Origin of the sequence: Myxococcus sp. AS-1-15 (assembly GCF_020037055.1) — a bacterium.
Classification (GTDB): Bacteria; Myxococcota; Myxococcia; order Myxococcales; family Myxococcaceae; genus Myxococcus; species Myxococcus fulvus.
Map to the genome: position 1 here is coordinate 24,067 of NZ_JAIQDF010000025.1, position 17,648 is coordinate 41,714.

The following is a 17,648-nucleotide window of genomic DNA, read 5'->3' on the forward strand; positions in this document are numbered from 1 at the left end:
AGCCTACTTTTGGCGGTCTTGACCCATTTTCCTGGGATGTGAACAAGATGCAGCCACTTTCAGGGGTGACTCACATGGCGGACGAGCGCGAAGACACGACGATCTACAAGGTCGTCGTCAACCACGAGGAGCAGTACTCCATCTGGCCGGCGGACCGGGAGAACGCGCTGGGCTGGAAGGACGCGGGCAAGCAGGGCCTGAAGGCCGAGTGCCTCGCGTACATCAAGGAAGTGTGGACGGACATGCGTCCGCTCAGCCTGCGCAAGAAGATGGAAGAGCAGGCCCTGAAGAACTGAGGCACCCCAAGTCGTGCCCGACGGACCCCGGCGACCTGGCTGGGGTCCGTGGCGGGCGGTATCGACTCAGAGGTCTGGAGGCGGACGAACCCCCAGGTGGCACGCGCGCAGCGCGAGCTGGGTGCGGTTCTCGGCCCCGAGCTTCCGGTAGAGCTGCGTGACGTGCGACTTCACGGTGCGCTCGGCGATTTGCAGGTGCGCGGCGATCTTCAGGTTGTCCGCGCCGCCGGAGACATACTGCAGCACCTCGCGCTCGCGCTGCGTGAGCGCCATGAGCACGCTCGCGGTGGGCGTCGTCACCGGTGGATGCTCGAAGTCGTTGCGCAGCAGCTGGACCGGGAACAGCCGCTCCCCGCGCACCAGGGAGTTGATGGCCGAGGAGACCGCGGAGGTGCCCAGCCCCTTGCGGAAGAGATACCCCGAGGCGCCTTCGTCGAAGCACTGGGAGATGATCTCCGGCACGCTCACGGCCGACAGGAGGAGCATGCGCACCTCCAGACGTCGCTTGCGCGCCTCGCGCAGCAGGTTGATGCCCTCCGTCACGGAGCATCCCAGGGATGCCTCGCCGTCTCCTTCCACATCCAGCACCGCCACCTGCGGCGGATCGGTCCCGAGGCTGTCGAGGAACAAGCGCGCATCCCTCGTCACCGAGGTCACGCTCACGCCCTCACCACGAAGACCGTCGGCGATGTTCTCCCACATCACGAACGGCCCTTCGAGAATGGATACACGAATCGCAGCTTGATTAGTTGCCATGCGAAGGCCCCCCAGCCGCCATGGCGAAACAACTTGTACTAGCGTGTTGACTGCTTCCGACCTCGGGACTGCTCGGTCAGCGGGATGAGGCTTCCAGGTCGAGCTTGCGCGTCCGCTGAACCACTCCGGGGTCGGTCCGATGATGCACGACCTGACTCCGTGACTGCTTTTCACTCCTCACAACTGGTGACGTCCTTCCGGGCTCCACCTCCGCTGGAGCCAGCTCCAGGTCCAACGTCACCAATACCCTAACACCGGGGAAGCGCAGAGGCGAAGCCGACCCTGGACAGAGTGTCAAGTGTGCGCGAATCCGATGGGATTCGGCCACCGCGTCCGTTGGTTCGTCATCGCTGTCGTTGGAATGACAAGCCCTTCCGTCCAACAGCCGATATCCGCCGGGCCCTGGCACGCGGTCGGCTGTCCACCATGCGACAGCGGGTGATGTCCGGAATCGTCGCAGGGCCTGCCCCAGGTGACGACGGGAGATGGGTCCTCGGCGTGTATGCTGGGTAGCGGACATGAGGACCGCACCCAGCCCGCATCTCGCCGTGGCCACGCCGGAGCGCGTGGCGCTCTCCCTGCCCGTGGCCGGAATCGGCTACCGGTGCCTGGCGTGGTTGGTGGACGCCAGCCTGCTCTTCTTCTTCTGGGTGGTGGCGTACTTCGTCTTCACGCTGCTGGTGTCGGACGTGCTGGGGGTGTTCCAGGGGCTGTCGAGCCTGGGGCAGACGCTGCTGGTGGTGGGCGTGTTCGCCACCCAGTGGCTGTACTGGACGCTGGGCGAGGTCTTCTTCCACGGGCAGACGCCGGGCAAGCGCGCGCTGGGCATCCGCGTGGTGCGCCTGGACGGCTCGCCGGTGGGCCTCTACGAGAGCGCCGTGCGCAACCTGTGCCGCGCGGTGGACTTCCTGCCCGGCGTCTACGCGGTGGGCTGCATCAGCCTCCTGCTCACGCCCAGGCATCAGCGGCTGGGAGACGTGCTGGCCGGCACGGTGCTGGTGCGCGAGGAGCGCATCGACCTGGACAAGTACACGCAGCCGGCGTCCCAGGCGACGAGCGGCGCCGCGCCTTCGACGACGCGGGCGCTGAAGCCCGACGAGGTGGAGCTGGTGCTGGCGTTCCTCACGCGCGCGCCGGGCCTGGCGCCGGACGTGCGGCTCCGGATGGGCGCGCGGATGGTGGAGAAGCTGGGCGGGCTGACGGACGCGGAGCGCGACGCGGTACTCGCGTCCTCCACGTCCATCGAGGCCCACCTTCGCGGCCTCGTGCGGACGGAGCGCTGAGGATGGCCCAGGCGCTGACGGCGTTCGTCGCCCAGAAGCGGGAGGGCTGGAAGTCGCTGGAGGGGCTGCTCGAGCGCCAGCGCGCGGGCACGCTGACGCTGGAGGAGCTGCGCACGCTGGACACGCTGTACCGCCGCGCGGCCTCCGACCTGGCGCTCGCGCAGACGTTCTACCCGGACACCGACGCGCACCGCTTCCTCAACCAGCTCTGCGCGCGCGCGTATGCGGCCATCTACCAGCCTCCACGCGAGCGCTGGGCCGCGGTGCGAGGCTTCTTCCGCCGCGACTTCCCGCGCACGCTGCGCCGGGAGCTGGGCTTCGTGGGCGCGAGCGCCGCGCTGTTCTGCCTGGGACTGCTGCTGGGCGCGCTGGTGGTGCTGTGGGAGCCACGCGGCGCGGAGCTGCTCGTGCCCTCGGGCGTGCGTCAGTACGTGGCCCAGGGGCGCATGTGGACGGACGACATCCTGTCGGTGGCGCCGCCCAACTCCGTGTCCTCCGGCATCGCCACCAACAACCTCACCGTCACCATCCTCACCTTCGCGATGGGCATCTTCGCGGGGCTGGGGACGATGTTCATCCTGGTGAACAACGGCGTGCAGATTGGCGCCATCTCCGCGCTGTGCATCCGCGAGGGCATGACGGTGGGCTTCCTGGACTTCATCGCCGCGCACGGGCCGGTGGAGCTGTCCATCATCGTCATCGCCGGAGGCGCGGGGCTGATGGTGGGCCAGGCGCTGGTGGACCCCGGGGAGCTGCCCCGGAGCCAGGCGTTGGCCCTGCGCGGACGCGAGGCGGTGAAGCTGGTGCTGGGGTGCGCGCCCTTCCTGGCCTGCATCGGCGTGGTGGAGGGCTACGTGTCCCCGGGCGACCTGTTCCCCACGTGGGCCAAGGCCGCGCTGGGCCTGTCCCTGGGGGGCCTGTTCTGGGCCTACCTGCTGCGGGCCGGCAGGACCGACGCCGACACCACGGACGCGCCCGAGGTGAGCGCCTCCTGACGCTTGCGCTGCTGGTGGCGGAGGATGCGCTCGTAGGCCACGTTCAGCTCGCGCATCTTCTCCGCGGAGCCGCCCCGGTCGGGGTGACGCTCCATGGCCAGCGTGTGGTAGCGCGCGCGCACCTTGTCCGCCGAGTCCAGCGGCGACACGCCGAGCAGCTGGTAGGGGTCCTGGTCCTCGATGGCGGACAGCCAGCGCTCCAGCCGGTCCTTCACCTCGATGAACTGCTCGTCCTGGGCCCCGGTGTCCTTCACGGGGTGGGTGCGCACCTTGGCGTCCGCCCGGAACACCTCGGAGTAGGTACTGGAGACCCAGCGGTGGCAGCCGGAACACCGGAAGTAGCGAATCCGGTTCCCCATCTGAAGGGTCATCCGGATGCCGCAGTGGGTACACTCCACCTCGACGTTCTCCAGTGTCCGCCAGCTCGAAGCCACCGCGTTCATCGGCCCTTGCTCCCGTCAGCAACAGTCCTGTAGCACCGCCAAGCTCCCACGTCGGGAGATCGCGTCAAGAAAATCTCCACCGCGCCCCGCCGGACCCCCGGCCTTTCGGATAGAACCCACAGCATGAGCCCCCTGCTCGTCGCCGGACTGCTGCTCGCCGCCGCCCCGGCCCGGCCCCCGGCCGCCCAGGCCCGCCCCGCCACCGAAGCGACCCGGCCCGCCCCGGAGCCGTCCGCCCCCGCCCCCCAGGCCGCGCCCGGCGACGACGCCGCCTTCCTGCGCGCCCTGCTGTGGGCCGCCCGTCCCGCGCCGGAGGAGATTCGCGCCATCGCCGTGGAGGACCTGGCCCTGCTGGGGGACCCTCGCGCCCTGGACTCGCTGGCCATCCACCTGTGGGACCCCAACCCCCGCACCCAGCAGGCCGTGCTGCGCGCGGTGGCGCTGTTCCAGCATCCCCGGGCCGAGGAGATCCTCGGCAACGTGGTGCGCCACCCCCGCATGCCGGACGCGCTGAAGATCCAGGCCCTCAACGGGCTCATCTTCCAGCGCACCGCCTCCGCCCGGCGCACCCTGCAGGACGCCACCACCGACGCACGTCTCTCCTCCGCCGTGCAGAACGCGGCCCGCGCCGTGGCCGCCCAGTGGGAGGCCCCGTCCACCGCCGCGCCCTGACCCCCGCCCGGCGGGCAGGCGGGCTCCCGGGGCCGATTCCTGGAGAAGTCGCGGTCCTGCGCTAGACTCCCGGCGCATGAAGATCACTCCGCTCGACATCCGGCAGAAGCGGTTCGACACGGCGCTGCGCGGCTTCTCCCGCCGCGAGGTCGAGGCCTACCTCGAGCTGATCGCCGGCGAGTTCGAGGAGGTGGTGAAGGAGAACATCGCGCTCAAGGAGGAGCTCAAGCGCACGCAGCTCAAGCTCGAGCAGCATCAGGAGCGTGAGCGCACCCTCCAGGAGACGATGGTCACCGCGCAGCGCATCAGCGAGGACCTCCAGTCCGCCGCCAAGAAGGAGGCGGAGATCATCATCGCGGACGCCGAGCACCAGGCGGAGAAGATCGTCCATGGCGCCCACCAGCGGCTGGTGCAGGTGGTAGAGGACATCAACGAGCTGAAGCGACAGCGCACCCAGTTCGAGTCGCAGGTGCGCTCGGTGCTGGACGCGCACCAGAAGCTGCTGGAGACCTTCAAGGCCCCCGCCTTCGCGGACCGCGACTACGCCCGCGTCGAGGACAACGTGGCCTACCTGTCCCAGAAGAAGGCCACCGTCAGCGAGTAGCCTCGTGGCCCCGCCCTGGCTGAAGTCCCTGCCGGACGGCGTGGAGCTGGCGCTGCTCATCCAGCCCCGCGCCTCGCGCACCCGCGTCGTCGGCGAGCACGACGGGCTGTTGAAAATCCAGCTCGCCGCTCCGCCCGTGGATGGAGAGGCCAACGCCGCCCTGCTCGAGTTCCTGGGCAAGCAGCTGGGGGTCCCCCGGAGGCAGGTGACGCTCGTCGCTGGTGACGCATCGCGCCGCAAACGCGTGCAGGTGGTCGGCATTGATGCGGCGCGGACCGAGGCTGTTATGTCTGGGGCCTAGCGAGGCCCCCGCATGCGCCACCTGCTCGTCCTGCTGCTGTTGCTTTGGGCCATGCCTCGGGCGTGGGCCCAGGGCCTGGTCGAAGGCTCCGTCTCCCATCCCCACGGCGCGGGCGACGCGCTCGTGGACAACGTGGTGCTCGTCCCCCATGCCCGGCCTCCCCAGGTCGTCGGCGAGGTGACGACGAAGCGCTTCCGCATCCTCCACACGGCCGCGGCCACCGGGGCGGCCCGGGAGCTGGCGGGGCAGATTGAGGCGGTGCGTGACGGCTTCGGCGGCATCCTCGGGCGGGACTGGCCGGGGGTGACGGAGGTGCGGCTGGGCGTGGGGCGCGACGAGTTCGACGCGCTGGCGCTCCCCGGCGGCAAGCCCCCGGGCTGGGCGGTGGCGCTCGCCTACCCCGCCCATCAAATCATCCTCCTGGACGCGCTGAGCCTGAACGCGCCGGACGGGCAGCAGACGCTGCGGCACGAGCTGGCGCACGTGGCGCTGGGACAGCTCGCGCGCGACTGGCCGCGCTGGTTCCAGGAGGGCGTCGCGCAGAACGTCACCGGGGAGCGCTTCTCGCTCACGCACTACTCCGCCCTCTTCCGCGCGGTGACGCAGGAGCGCGTCTTCCACTTCGAGGACCTGTCCGACGACTGGCCGGACCTGCCCGCCGACGTGGAGATTGCGTATGCCCAGAGCGCCGCCTTCGTCGCGCACCTGGGCACCCGCTACGGCGCCCACGCCATGGGGCAGCTCGTGGACGGGGTGCGCGCGGGCGAGCCCTTCGAGACGGCCTTCGGCAAGGCCTTCCACACCTCGCTGGACGTGGAGGAGGCCGGCTGGCGCGACGGGCTCGCGGCCCGCTACGGCTGGCTGCCGCTCACCACCAGCTCTGCGCTCCTGTGGCTGACGGCCTCCGTGCTGTGCGTGGCCGCGTACGCGCGCCGCCGCCGGCAGAAGAACCTGCGCCTGGCCGAGATGGCCGCCCAGGAGGCCGCGGACGAGGCCGCCCTGCGGCTGATGCTCGTCGCCCAGCAGCAGGCGGCCGAGGCCAATGCCACGCCCCTGCCCGCCCCCGAGGACGGCGCGCCCCCCGGCGAGGTGTACTGGACGGGTGCCCCACCGGCTCCGGAGCCCGAGCACGCCGACAGCGCGCCCCACGCGGAGTCGCCCTCGGGCGAGTTCGGGATGGGACCGGAGGGTGAGGCTCCGGACACGGACGGCGAGGACCCGCGCGCCCGCACGCTCAAGCCCACCCTGCATTGAAGCGCCCGCGGCATCTGGACCTTCGGACACCTCTACAAGCCGAACCCGGAAGTTTTTACCGTCCCAGGCACCTCCACGCCACACTCCACCCGGCCAAGTGGCTGGAATTGCTGGAGGGCGCGGGTCTCAGGCGCTGGCAACCGCCTTGCTATAGCTCCCGATGCGATGCGGAAGGCACCGGACATGAGCGAGCGGGGACGCAAGGCAGCGGGGTTGGCGAGGTTCTTCCGCCAGCAGCCGGACCGAATCGCTGCGCTGTGGCGGCGGATGCGGATGACGGCACACGACTCGGATGGCTCGCAGGCGCCGCTGAGCCAGCTGGACGGACTGGTGGAGCCCTTCGTCCGGGAGCTGGGCGTGATGCTGGAGGGGGACGACACGAGCCCCTGGAGCCGCACGAAGGCGGTGCTGCGGCTGTCGCCGGAGCGTGGCGCGCGCGCCCTGCACGAGGAGTTCTCGGCGCTGCGGCGCTGTCTGGTGGATGCCGCGGAGGTGCTGGGCGGCGGGGATGGGGAGAAGGAGCGCATCAACCGCGCCGTGGACGAGGCGGTGGACTCGGCGGTGGCGCTGCTCCAGCGGCTCAGGGATTCGAGGGTGGAGGGGCCCAGGGTGCCCTTCGGGGGATTGGTGGTGGAGTACTTCGAGCGGCCGTCGCGCGTCAGGCACGTGCCGCCCGGCTCGAGGGATGGACGCACCGCGATGCATTGAGTGAGGGGTGGTCGGGTTTGCCGACCCGTTCGGCTTGACGCTCCAGACTGGGAGGGTCCGAGGCCGGCGGGAGGGAGCGTGCCAGGGGTGGGGACCCCGTGGCGCGCCTTATGGGGACGCGTGCTCCCGCTGGGGAGTGGTGAGCGCGCATCGCGAGCCGCTGGCAAGACGCGTGGATGGGGGTCCGCGCGACTCGCCGGTCGGACGGGTCGGCATTGTTGTCGTGGGGGCTGTTTCGTGGGGGCAGTGAGATAGCGCGTGGGACCGCGGGGGGAGCGTCTACGGGGGTGGGCGCTCCTCCCGCGTTGCTTTTCAGTGGGCGTCCGCCCAGCTCTTCCCCGCGCCGACGTCCACCTTCAGCGGCACCTTGAGCGAGGCGACGCCCGCCATGCCGCGCGCCACCAGCGCCTTCACCTGCTCCACCTCGGCGTCCGGCGCCTCCAGCAGGAGCTCGTCGTGCACCTGCAGGAGCAGCACGGTGGAGAGCTTCTGGGCGCGCAGCTCCTCGTCCACCACCAGCATGGCCTTCTTGATGAGGTCCGCGGCGGTGCCCTGGATGGGCATGTTGATGGCGGCCCGCTCGGCGGCCTGCGCCACGCCCCGGTTCTTGGAGTTCAGGTCCGCCATGTAGCGGCGCCGGCCGTACAGCGTCTCCACGTAGCCCGTCTTGCGGGCCGTGTTGACGGTCTCCTCCAGGTAGCGGCGGATGCCCGCGTAGCGGATGAAGTAGCGCTCGATGATGTCGCGCGCCGTCTCCTGGGGGATGCCCAGGCGCGTGGACAGGCCGTGCGGTGACAGGCCGTAGGCGATGCCGAAGTTCACCATCTTCGCCACGCGGCGCTGCTCGCGGTCCACCTGGTCCGGCGCCACGCCGAAGACCTCGGCGGCGGTGCGGCTGTGCACGTCCTCGTCGTTGCGGAACGCCTCCACCAGCACGGCGTCGTCGGCGATGTGCGCCAACAGCCGCAGCTCCACCTGGCTGTAGTCCGCGCTCACCAGCTGGTGGCCCGGGGCGGCCACGAAGGCGCGGCGGATCTCCCGCCCCAGCTCCGTGCGCACGGGGATGTTCTGGAGGTTGGGGTCGGTGGAGGACAGGCGGCCCGTGGCGGTGGCGGCCTGGTGGTACGTGGTGTGGATGCGGCCGTCCGCGGCCACCAGCGTGGGCAGCGTGTCCAGGTAGGTGCTCTTGAGCTTGGACAGGCTGCGGTACTCGATGATGGCGTTGGGCAGCGGGTGCTCCTCGGCCAGCTTCTCCAGCACCTCCTGGTCCGCGGACGGCCCCGTCTTGCCGCGCTTGATGATGGGCAGCTTCAGGTCGGTGAAGAGCACCTGCACCAGCTGCGGATTGGAGCCGATGTTGAACTCGCGTCCGGCGTGCTTGTAGACCTCCTTCACCTGCGACTCGACGGCCGCGTCCACCTTGACGGAGATGCGCGCGAGCTCCTGGGTGTCCAGGCTCACGCCCCGCCGCTCCATGCGCGCGAGGATGGGCAGCAGCGGCAGCTCCAGCTTCTGGGCCAGCTCCGACAGCTTCGCCTCGTCCAGCTCCTTCCACAGCTCGGGGGCGAGCCTGCGCGCGGCCTCGGCGCGCACCGCGAAGCCCAGCGCCAGCTCCTCCGGTGAGTGGTCCGCCAGCGCGCGGTCCTTCTTGCCGCGCCGCCCTTCGGCCGCGGGGGGCAGCGCGGGCAGCTCGGTGACGAGCCGCTCGCGCGCCAGGTCCGCCAGCGCGTGCTCGCGCCGCGAGGGGTTGAGCAGGTAGCTCAAGAGCTCCACGTCGTCGTGCGCGCCCGTGAGGTCGATGCCCTCGTTGGCGAGCACCAGGGTGAGCGCCTTGAGGTCATGGCCGCCCTTCTTCACCGCGGCGTCCTCGAGCACGGCCTTGAAGGCGGCGGCGAAGGCGTCCGGGCGCACCTGGGTGGCGCCCAGGACATCGTGGCGCAGCGGCACGTAGCGGGTGCTCGCGTCCGGCAGGGCCACGCCCAGGCCCACCAGCCTCGCGGCGAAGGGCAGACCCTCGTAGGCCGGCACCAGGCTCACCGAGCCCGCCGCGCGCACGGCCTGGGCCAGCGCCTGGAGCTCCTCGTCCGTGGTGACGAGCGCGGTGGTGGTGGGCAAGGGCGCGGGCTTCTCCTTCACGGGCTCGGAGGCGCCCGGCGCTCCGCCCTGCCCCGCCTGCGGCAGCTCCTTGAGCAGCGCGTAGAACTCCAGCTCGGTGAACAGCTCCCGGGCGCGCGTGGCGTCCAGTTCCTTGCGGGTCAGCTCCGCCACACGGACCTCCAACGGCAGGTCCGTCTTGAAGCTGACCAGTTGCCGGGCGCGCAGCAGGCTCTCGCGGTGCGAGGCGAGGTTCTCGCGAATCTTCGGCTTCTTCACCTCGTCCAGCCGCGACAGCAGCGTGTCCACGTCACCGAACTGCTGGATGAGCTCCGTGGCCGTCTTCGGGCCGATGCCCGGCACCTTGGCCACGTTGTCCACCGCGTCGCCGATGAGCGCCAGGTAGTCGCGCATCTGCCTCGGTTCGATGCCCAGCCGCTCCTTCACGTCCTCGGGCCGGGTGTGCACGTCCTTCATCGGGTCGAACAGGCGCACGTCCTCGTCGACGATCTGGATGAAGTCCTTGTCCCCGGTGACGACCTGGACGCAGAAGCCCTCCGCCTTGGCCTTCTGCGCGAGCGTGCCGATGACGTCGTCCGCCTCCCAGCCCGGCATCTCCAGGATGGGCAGGTTGAGCGCCTCCACCACGCGGCGGATGAGCGCGAACTGGGGCACCAGGTCCTCGGGAGGCCCCTCGCGGTTCGCCTTGTACGTGGGGTCGATCTTCTGGCGCTCCACGCGGCTCTCCTTGTCGAAGGCGAGCGCGACGTGGGTGGGCTTCAAGTCCCTCAGGGACTTGAGCACCATGCGCGTGAAGCCGAGCACGGCGTTGGTGGGCACGCCCTTGCTCGTCGTGAGCGGCGGAATCGCGTGGTAGGCGCGGAAGATGAAGCCGGACGCGTCGATGAGGACCAGGGTGGGCGCGGAGCGCGAGGGGCTGGTGTCGGCCATGCCCCCGTGCCTAGCGCGCCCGTCCCTCCCTGTCCATGTCGCGCGCTAGTTGCACTTCCACTCCCGCTTCTTCGCCTCGACCATCTCCTCCACGCCGTCGCCCTTGACGGCCAGGTCCAGCACCGCCGCCAGGTCCGGACAGCCGCCGGCGCCACGGAAGGTGTTGAGCGCCAGCGTCGAGCAGAAGCCCGCCGCCTTGTTGAGGTCCGCGTTGCCCGCATAGAAGCTGAAGCCCAGCTTCCACACCCGGCACGCGCGGCGGTTGTCCTCGCGGTCCGCCCAGTGCCGGCCGCGCTGATAGGCCTTGTCCGCCATGTCCTGGAGGATGCTGCGCCGGTAGAACGACGGCTTGGACTCGGCCAGGTCGAGCATCAGCGACTTGTCCACCTCCAGCGCCTCGCGCAGCGGCTCCGACGCCTTCTCCGGGTCATCCGCGGCCAGGTAGCTCTGGCCACCCTTGAAGAGCTGATCCACCGTGGACATGGTCTTCATCATCTCGTCCGCGGCCCCGTGCAGCGCCGAGGACTCGTAGTTGGCGCGCAGCTTCTGCAGCGTGGCCAGCGCCTCGCTGCCGCGGCCGGACCAGTAGTCCATCATCGCCGCCTGCATCAGCTTGTTGGGGTAGCGCTGCTTCACCGCCTCCAGCACCACCATCTTCGGGTCCGTGGGCAGGTTCTCCTGGTTGAGCACCTCGGCCACCGGGCATGTCCACGGGACGGAGTTCGGATCCAGCTTCTGGCGCGAGATGAGGAACTTCACGAACAGGGGGTCCTTCGGCCGCCACTCGTTGCGGCGCAGGCGCCCGTCCAGCTTCAGCGTGTAGCCCAGGGGCGGCTGCAGGTCCTCGCGCGGCTGGTTCTGGCACCACACCGCCATGTACGTCTGGCAGCGCGGCACCGCGGCGCTCCACTGCGAGTTGTTCAGGTAGCGCTTGCAGTCATCCAGCGCGCGCTTCGTCACCTGCTCGGCCGCCTCGCTCGCCTTCGAGCGCGCGCGGCGGAAGTACTCGCTCTCACGCGGAATCTTGCGGAACGACGCCAGGGCCTCCTCGGGCTTGAGGCGCTGCACCAGCTTCTCGCCCGTGGAGAAGTTCTCGTACGCCTCCTTCTCCAGCTTGATGCGGCGGATGAGGGTGTTGGCGTCGGTGTTGATGGGGTCCAGGTCCAGCACCTGCGAGCAGATCTGCTCGGCCTTGGCCCAGTTGGGCGCGCCCAGCTCGCTGGACGCGAAGGAGCGACACTCGCTGAGCAGGTCGGAGATCTGCTGAGCGGGGTCCACCTGCACGCCCGGACCCATGGGACCATTCGTCTCCGCGGGCGTGGAGGGCAGCATCACCTTCACCACGCCGGCCACGAGCAGCACCGCCACCAGGCCGCCGCCGGCCACGAGCAGCTTCTTGCGCCGCGCGGCCTCCGGGTCTCCACCGCCGCCGCTGGCGTCCCGCCGCCGGGTGGGCGGAGCCGCGCCCGCCCCACGCCGCGAGGGCACCGCCGCCTCTTCCTCGGGCGCCTCGAAGGTCAGCTCGATGACGCCGAACTGGAGCTGGTCCCCGGGCTGGAGTTCCACCGGCTCCGGGCCCAGCGGGTCTCCGTTGAGCAGCGTGCCATTGGCGCTGCCCAGGTCGCGCACCAGGACGCCCCGGCCCGTGGCCTCGAGTTCCGCGTGCTTCCGGCTGACGGAGTCGTCCTCCAGGATGATGGCCGCCGGAGGCAGCCGCCCCACCAGCACCTTGCCCTTGAGCGGGTACGTCTTGCCGGCCCACGGCCCCACGGTGCCCCGCAGCAGCGGACCGCTCGCGCCCCCCCCTCCCGCGGGCTTCGGACGCTTCGCCAGCGCCCCACCCTGAGGAGGAGCCCCGGCGGGCTTCGACTTCACGCTGGGCAGGGCCCGCGTCGCGCGCGCCCCACCGCCCTCGCCGCCGACGGGCATGGGCGGCTCGGAGCCGGCGGACTTCGCGGCGCGCCGCGCACCGGACGCGCGGGAGGGCGCGGCCTTGAGCGTCAGCGTGTAGTCGCCGAGCACCACCTCGGTCTGGGGCGTGAGCGCGGTGGGCTCCGCGATGGCCTCGCCATTCACGAAGGTGCCGTTGGCGCTCCCCAGGTCCTCGATGAAGACGGTGCCCGCCTCCGTGAAGACGCGCGCGTGCGTGCGCGACACGCCGCCCTCGGTGAGCAGGATGTCACAGCCCTGCTGGCGGCCCAGCTTCAGCTCGCCGACGACTTCGTGCTCGTTCTCCGTACCGTCGGGCAGACGGACGACCAGTGTGGCCATGGCGCGTCAGTCCTCGCGGAAGATGCTCATGTTGACGGGGATGCCCTTGCGCTGAAGCTCGTCGTAGAACTTCGGCACGAAGCCCGACGCCACGAAGCGGCCACGCACCTTGTGGTCCTCCGTGAAGCCGTCCTGCTTGTAATAGAAGATGTCCTGGAGCGTGACGATGTCGACCTCCATGCCGGACACCTCCGTGACGTAGCAGATCTTCCGCGTTCCGTCGGAGAAGCGCGTCTGCTGGACGATCATGTGCACGGCGCTGGAGATCTGTTCGCGGATGGCCTTCACCGGCAGGTCCATGCCGGACATGAGCACCATCGTCTCCAGCCGGGCGATGGCGTCGCGCGGCGTGTTGGCGTGCAGCGTGGTGAGCGAGCCGTCGTGGCCCGTGTTCATCGCCTGGAGCATGTCCAGCGTCTCGCCCGAGCGGCACTCGCCCACGACGATGCGGTCCGGACGCATGCGCAGGCAGTTCTTCACCAGGTCGCGGATGGTGATGGCGCCCTTGCCTTCCAGGTTGGGCGGCCGGCTCTCCAGCTGCACCCAGTGGTCCTGGGGCAGCTGTAGCTCCGCGGCGTCCTCCACCGTGACGATGCGCTCGTCGTCGGGGATGAAGGCGCTGATGATGTTGAGCGTCGTCGTCTTGCCGGAGCCGGTGCCGCCGGAGATGACGATGTTGCGCCGGGCCTTGACGCACATCTCCAGGAACTCGGCCATCTGCGCCGTCAGCGTCTTGTACTTGATGAGGTCCTGGATCTTCAGCGAGTCCTTCTTGAACTTGCGGATGGTGATGCAGGGACCCTTCAGCGCCAGCGGCGGGATGATGGCGTTGACGCGGCTGCCGTCCTTGAGGCGCGCGTCCACCAGCGGGCTGGACTCGTCGATGCGCCGGCCGATGGGCGCGACGATTCGCTCGATGACGCCGAGCACCGCCTGGTTCGAGGAGAACGTCTTCTCCGACAGCGTCAGCTTGCCCTTGCGCTCGATGTAGATCTGGTTGGCGTGGTTCACCATGATCTCGCTGATCTCATCCGACGCGAGGAACGCCTCCAGGGGCCCCAGGCCCAGCGCCTCGTTGATGACGTCGGTGAGCAGCTCCTCCCGGTCCACGTCCTCCGGGAGCTCACCATCGGCCTCCATCTGGTCGATGATGTCGCGGATGGCCTTCTCGGTGCGACGCCACAGCTCGTCGTCACCCAGCCGGTCCATGTCCATGCGACGCAGGTCGAGGTACTCGATGAGCCGGTCGTGGATCTCCTTCTGGAGCCGCGTGTAGCGCTCCACCCGGGGGTCCACCTTCTTCTTGTTCTTCGCCAGCGCGGACGCCATGGACGCGGGCATGCGGCCCGCGGCGGGCTGGGGGGGCGGTGGAGGCGGCGGCTCCTCCTCGTAGGGCTCCTCGTCCTCGTACTGCTCCTCCTCGGGGTAGCCCTCCTCCTCACCCTGGTCGTCGTAGGCCTCTTCCTCCTGGCCCGCGCGCGTCATCGCCGGACCCGCGTCCTCCAGCGGCTCCACGTTGATGATGTAGTCGCCGATGTAGATCTGGTCCGTCGGCTTGAGCACCTGCGGCGCGGCGATCTTCTTGCCGTTCACGAAGGTGCCGTTCGTGGACTTCATGTCCACGATGATGCACTTGCCATCCTTGGCGACGATGCGGGAGTGGTACTTCGAGACATTGCCCTTCGCGAGCATGATGTCATTGCCGGGCAGCCGACCGATGGTGATCTCCGGCTTGTGGTACTCACGCTGCTCGGTCCCGCCGCCCTTTTCCGCGAGGGTGATCAAAAACATGGGGCCGATGCTACCAAGCGCCCCTTCCACCTCAAAGCGTCGGTCGCAGCCGAATGCCCGCCCGCAAAGCCGACGGGCCGGCTCCCGCCCCCGGAAGGGAAGGAAACCGGCCCGTGACGGGGCCCCAGTTGGGCCCCGGTGCCCCTGGGCGCCGGCGGAGCGGCGCCCGCGGCGTCAGTCGAAGATGTTGAAGTTCACCTCGGACCGGGCCTGCTTGTAGCGGCTCTTCACGTCCTCGATGATAGTGCGGACCTTGTCGGAGTCCGGGTTGACGATGCGCGGCGTGACGAAGATGACCAGCTCGCGCTTGGTCGAGTCGAAGCCGCGGCTCTTGAAGAGCTCGCCGACGATGGGGATGTGACCCAGGCCGGGAATCTTCGACACGGACTTCTGCTCGTCGTGGCTGAACACGCCGGACAGGACGATGGTCTCGCCGTGGCGCACGGTGACGTTCGTCTTCACTTTGCGGGTGCGGAAGCCCGGAATCGTGGACGAGCCACCGAAGGACACCGCGACGGACGTGTCGATTTCGGAGGCCTCGGCCTCGATCTCCGTCTGGATGTTGCCGTTGCGGTCCGCCGTGGGGCGCAGGTTCAGGATGACGCCGTACTTCTTGTACTCGACGGAGAACTGGTTGTTGGTGATGAGCGGAATCGGGACCTCGCCGCCCGCCAGGAACTCCGCCTTCTCACCGCTGGCGCACACCAGCTTGGGCTGGGCGAGCAGACGGCCGTAACCGTCGTTGCCCTGGAAGCCGATGGAGAAGTCCGCGCCCGCCGTCAGGCCCAGGTTGGAGCCGCCCTGGCCGAAGGTGCCCGGGAACAGCTCCTGCGTCACCGTGGCCGCGGCGGACGCCGTGCCCGTGATGTCCAGGGGGTAGCGGATGCCGTAGCGGTCGCGGCTGTTGCGGCGGATCTCGACGAACTGGACCTCCGAGAGGATCATCCGCTTGATGCCGACCACGAGCAGGTTCTCCACCTTCTCGCCGATGGCCTTGGTGATGAGCTCCGCCTTCTGGAGGTCCTGCTGGCTCTCCACCGAGCCCTCCAGGAAGATGGTCGCGCCGACCACGTTGGCCTGCACGTTCTTGAGGCCACCCTTCTGGAACGCGGCGTTGAGGTTCTGCGCCACCAGCTTCTTGGCGTTGGGGGCGATCTTCACGAACGACTTCACGTTCGGATACAGGCTCACCACCTGCTCGATGCGGTCCGCGTCCTGCGTGGTGTAGGCCTGACCGTCCAGGTAGATGCGGTCACCCACCATGCGGACGGAGACGCCTTCGATCTCACCCAGCAGGCGCTTGATCTCCGCGATGACGTCGTTGGGGTCCTGCTTGCGCACGTTGATGAGGTAGCTGGTGCGCTGGCCGGTGGACTTCCAGATGAGGAGGGTCGTCTTGCCTTCGGCCTGGCCGGTGACGAGCAGCTGGCCGGAGCCGAGCGTCTTCACGTCGGCGATGGACGGATCGCCGAGGGCCACCTTGCTGAGGCCCGGGATGTTGAGAACCTTCTGGGCGCCCACCCCGAGGCTGAACGTGGTGCCTTCCTGGGCCAGGGCGGAGCCACCGGCAACCAGGGCAACGAGCGCGCCCAGGGCGGCGGCATGCGTGAAGCGTGTGAACATCGTGCGTGTCCCCTCTTCCAAAGTCTCTGCGCCTACAGTCTCTGCGCTAACCCAAGCTTTGTTGCTGCCACCACACCGCCCAGAAGGTCCCGAGCGCGATGGCCACCCCGTAGGGGATGTGTCGCTGCGTGGAGGGAGCTGTCTCCGCGCGTGCCAGGCGAAGACGGACCGCCCAGCGTCGCAGCGCCGCCGCCACCGTGTCCCAGGCCGCCCCCTGCCACAGGAGCGAGACCACCGCCTGGGCCGCGCCCACCAGGGAGATGAACGCGGCGGCCGCCATCGACGCTGGGAACCCCAGCACGGCGCCCACCCCGGCCATCAACTTCACGTCGCCCCACCCCATCCGCCCCCGGACCGCCGCGGGCACCAGCAGCAGTGCCAGGCCCACGCCCGACACCAGCCCGCTGACGAGCCCCTGGTCCAGCCCCCCCACCCCCTCGGTGGCGAGGCGCACTCCCAGCCCCACCGCCATCAGCGGGTAGGTGACCACGTCGAGGATCTCCCGGCGCATGACGTCCGTCACCACCGAGATCACCAGGGCCACTCCAAGGGCCGTCCACAGCGCGAGTTGTCCAGGCGTCATCCGTCGCCTGTCCCATTCGCGTCCAGGCGTCCGGTATCAAACCAGGGACGCCTGGAGCCCGTCAATTGGCGAACAGCGAGAGCCCCCCTGGAACGAGGGCCATCTCATTGTCTCAGCGGACGACGAGCCGGATTTTCTCGCTGCAGATGAAGTACTCGTCCCCGTCTTCGATCTTGCGGCGCTTGATCCGCTGCTTGTTGAACCAGGTCCCGTTGGACGAGCCCAGGTCCTCGATGATCCAGTCATGCCCTTCCTGGGCGATGACGGCGTGCTCGCGCGAGACCTTGCCGGAGTTGATGACGAAGTCGCAGTGCTTGCCGCGGCCGATGACGTAGCGCTCCTTGATGATGCGCTCCTCGCCGCCGTCCTCGGTGACCAGGTACAGCGCGGAGCCCTCCTCCTCGGCGAGCTCGTCGGCGGGCTCCTCCTCGGGCTCGGCCTGCTCCTCGTCCTCGAGGGGCGGCTCGTCCTGGTCGGGCAGCGGCTCCTCCTCCTCGACCATCTCGTCGTTGGGAGGGGGCGGCTCGTTCTTGCCCTTGATGAGGCGCTCGAGCTCCGCGGCGGTCTCCAGCACGCGCTCGGCCACCTCGCGGCGGACGGGGTCGTTGTCCAGGCCGTTGGAGGAGGAGCGCTCCTCGGGAGGAGGCGGCGCGCCACGGCCTCCCGCCCGGACGGGCGCGGGTGGCTCGGCCTTGGGAGCCGGCGCGGGCGCCAGCACCGGAGGCGCGGAGGGACGGGCGGCGGGGGCCGCCGCGACGGGGGACGGACGCGAGGGCGCGGCCACGGCGGCGGGCGCGACGTGCGCCTCCCCCCGGGACTTCGCCTCGATGAACCCGTTGAGGCGCGCGAACATGAAGAGCGCCTGGTTGATCAGGGCGTCGCGGTCCGAGCCCATCTGCTGGGCCATGTCTTCGTACGTCTCCCACAGGTGGTCGGCGATACCGACCTTGCGGGCGGGGCGTGAGTTCTGATCGATCATCGGTCTTGACTCGGACGGTACAGGATGACCCGGACTCTAACAGA

At 69.7% G+C, this 17,648-nt stretch carries 16 protein-coding genes; 8 read left to right on the forward strand and 8 right to left on the reverse strand.

Annotated features, from left to right (window positions below):
- Positions 1–74: 74 nt before the first annotated feature.
- Complete coding sequence (locus K8625_RS40925) at positions 75–296, forward strand: MbtH family protein (protein WP_046713356.1); 222 nt, start codon at positions 75–77, stop codon at positions 294–296.
- 66 nt (positions 297–362) lie between these two features.
- Here the strand turns inward: K8625_RS40925 and fruA are convergent, their stop codons facing one another.
- Entirely contained in the window at positions 363–1,052 is a 690-nt protein-coding gene (gene fruA / locus K8625_RS40930; protein WP_141327502.1) for a response regulator transcription factor FruA, read from the reverse strand.
- 518 nt (positions 1,053–1,570) lie between these two features.
- Here fruA and K8625_RS40935 point away from each other — a divergent pair.
- On the forward strand, positions 1,571–2,335 hold the full coding sequence (locus tag K8625_RS40935) for an RDD family protein (RefSeq protein WP_223785761.1): 765 nt from the start codon (positions 1,571–1,573) through the stop codon (positions 2,333–2,335).
- Between the two features lie 2 nt (positions 2,336–2,337).
- Complete coding sequence (locus tag K8625_RS40940) at positions 2,338–3,330, forward strand: stage II sporulation protein M (RefSeq protein WP_223785762.1); 993 nt, start codon at positions 2,338–2,340, stop codon at positions 3,328–3,330.
- On the opposite strand, the gene K8625_RS40945 is transcribed toward K8625_RS40940, so the two are convergent.
- The gene (locus tag K8625_RS40945) at positions 3,264–3,773 is read right to left on the reverse strand and encodes a J domain-containing protein (protein ID WP_141327505.1); all 510 of its coding nucleotides are present in this window, start codon (positions 3,771–3,773) and stop codon (positions 3,264–3,266) included. The two genes, K8625_RS40940 and K8625_RS40945, sit on opposite strands and share 67 nt — an antisense overlap.
- A 123-nt stretch (positions 3,774–3,896) precedes the next feature.
- Between K8625_RS40945 and K8625_RS44345 the strand changes: the two genes are divergently transcribed.
- From K8625_RS44345 to K8625_RS40970, 5 genes are all read left to right on the forward strand, one after another.
- On the forward strand, positions 3,897–4,445 hold the full coding sequence (locus tag K8625_RS44345; RefSeq protein ID WP_248546703.1) for a HEAT repeat domain-containing protein: 549 nt from the start codon (positions 3,897–3,899) through the stop codon (positions 4,443–4,445).
- Positions 4,446–4,521: 76 nt separating this feature from the next.
- Positions 4,522–5,049, forward strand: a complete 528-nt coding sequence (locus K8625_RS40955) for a DivIVA domain-containing protein (RefSeq protein WP_046713350.1) — start codon at positions 4,522–4,524, stop codon at positions 5,047–5,049.
- Between the two features lie 4 nt (positions 5,050–5,053).
- Positions 5,054–5,350: a DUF167 domain-containing protein gene (locus K8625_RS40960; protein WP_141333329.1), complete on the forward strand. Its 297-nt coding sequence runs from the start codon at positions 5,054–5,056 to the stop codon at positions 5,348–5,350.
- A gap of 12 nt (positions 5,351–5,362) precedes the next feature.
- Positions 5,363–6,604: a peptidase MA family metallohydrolase gene (locus K8625_RS40965; RefSeq protein WP_223751589.1), complete on the forward strand. Its 1,242-nt coding sequence runs from the start codon at positions 5,363–5,365 to the stop codon at positions 6,602–6,604.
- Between the two features lie 165 nt (positions 6,605–6,769).
- A complete protein-coding gene (locus K8625_RS40970) occupies positions 6,770–7,312 on the forward strand; it encodes a hypothetical protein (RefSeq protein ID WP_223785763.1) in 543 nt (180 codons plus the stop codon).
- A gap of 312 nt (positions 7,313–7,624) precedes the next feature.
- On the opposite strand, the gene polA is transcribed toward K8625_RS40970, so the two are convergent.
- From polA to K8625_RS41000, 6 genes are all read right to left on the reverse strand, one after another.
- Positions 7,625–10,357: a DNA polymerase I gene (gene polA, locus K8625_RS40975; RefSeq protein WP_223751587.1), complete on the reverse strand. Its 2,733-nt coding sequence runs from the start codon at positions 10,355–10,357 to the stop codon at positions 7,625–7,627.
- A 45-nt stretch (positions 10,358–10,402) separates the two neighbouring features.
- Positions 10,403–12,628 carry an FHA domain-containing protein gene (locus K8625_RS40980; RefSeq protein ID WP_223785764.1) on the reverse strand — a complete coding sequence of 742 codons (2,226 nt, stop codon included), beginning with the start codon at positions 12,626–12,628 and terminating at the stop codon, positions 10,403–10,405.
- A 6-nt stretch (positions 12,629–12,634) separates the two neighbouring features.
- Positions 12,635–14,419, reverse strand: coding sequence for an ATPase, T2SS/T4P/T4SS family (locus K8625_RS40985; RefSeq protein ID WP_223751585.1), 1,785 nt, complete (start codon positions 14,417–14,419; stop codon positions 12,635–12,637).
- Positions 14,420–14,593: 174 nt separating this feature from the next.
- Positions 14,594–16,042: a type II and III secretion system protein family protein gene (locus tag K8625_RS40990; RefSeq protein WP_141332561.1), complete on the reverse strand. Its 1,449-nt coding sequence runs from the start codon at positions 16,040–16,042 to the stop codon at positions 14,594–14,596.
- Positions 16,043–16,088: 46 nt separating this feature from the next.
- Positions 16,089–16,625, reverse strand: a complete 537-nt coding sequence (locus K8625_RS40995) for a prepilin peptidase (protein WP_223751584.1) — start codon at positions 16,623–16,625, stop codon at positions 16,089–16,091.
- A gap of 112 nt (positions 16,626–16,737) precedes the next feature.
- On the reverse strand, positions 16,738–17,604 hold the full coding sequence (locus K8625_RS41000; RefSeq protein WP_223785765.1) for an FHA domain-containing protein: 867 nt from the start codon (positions 17,602–17,604) through the stop codon (positions 16,738–16,740).
- Positions 17,605–17,648: the final 44 nt, after the last annotated feature.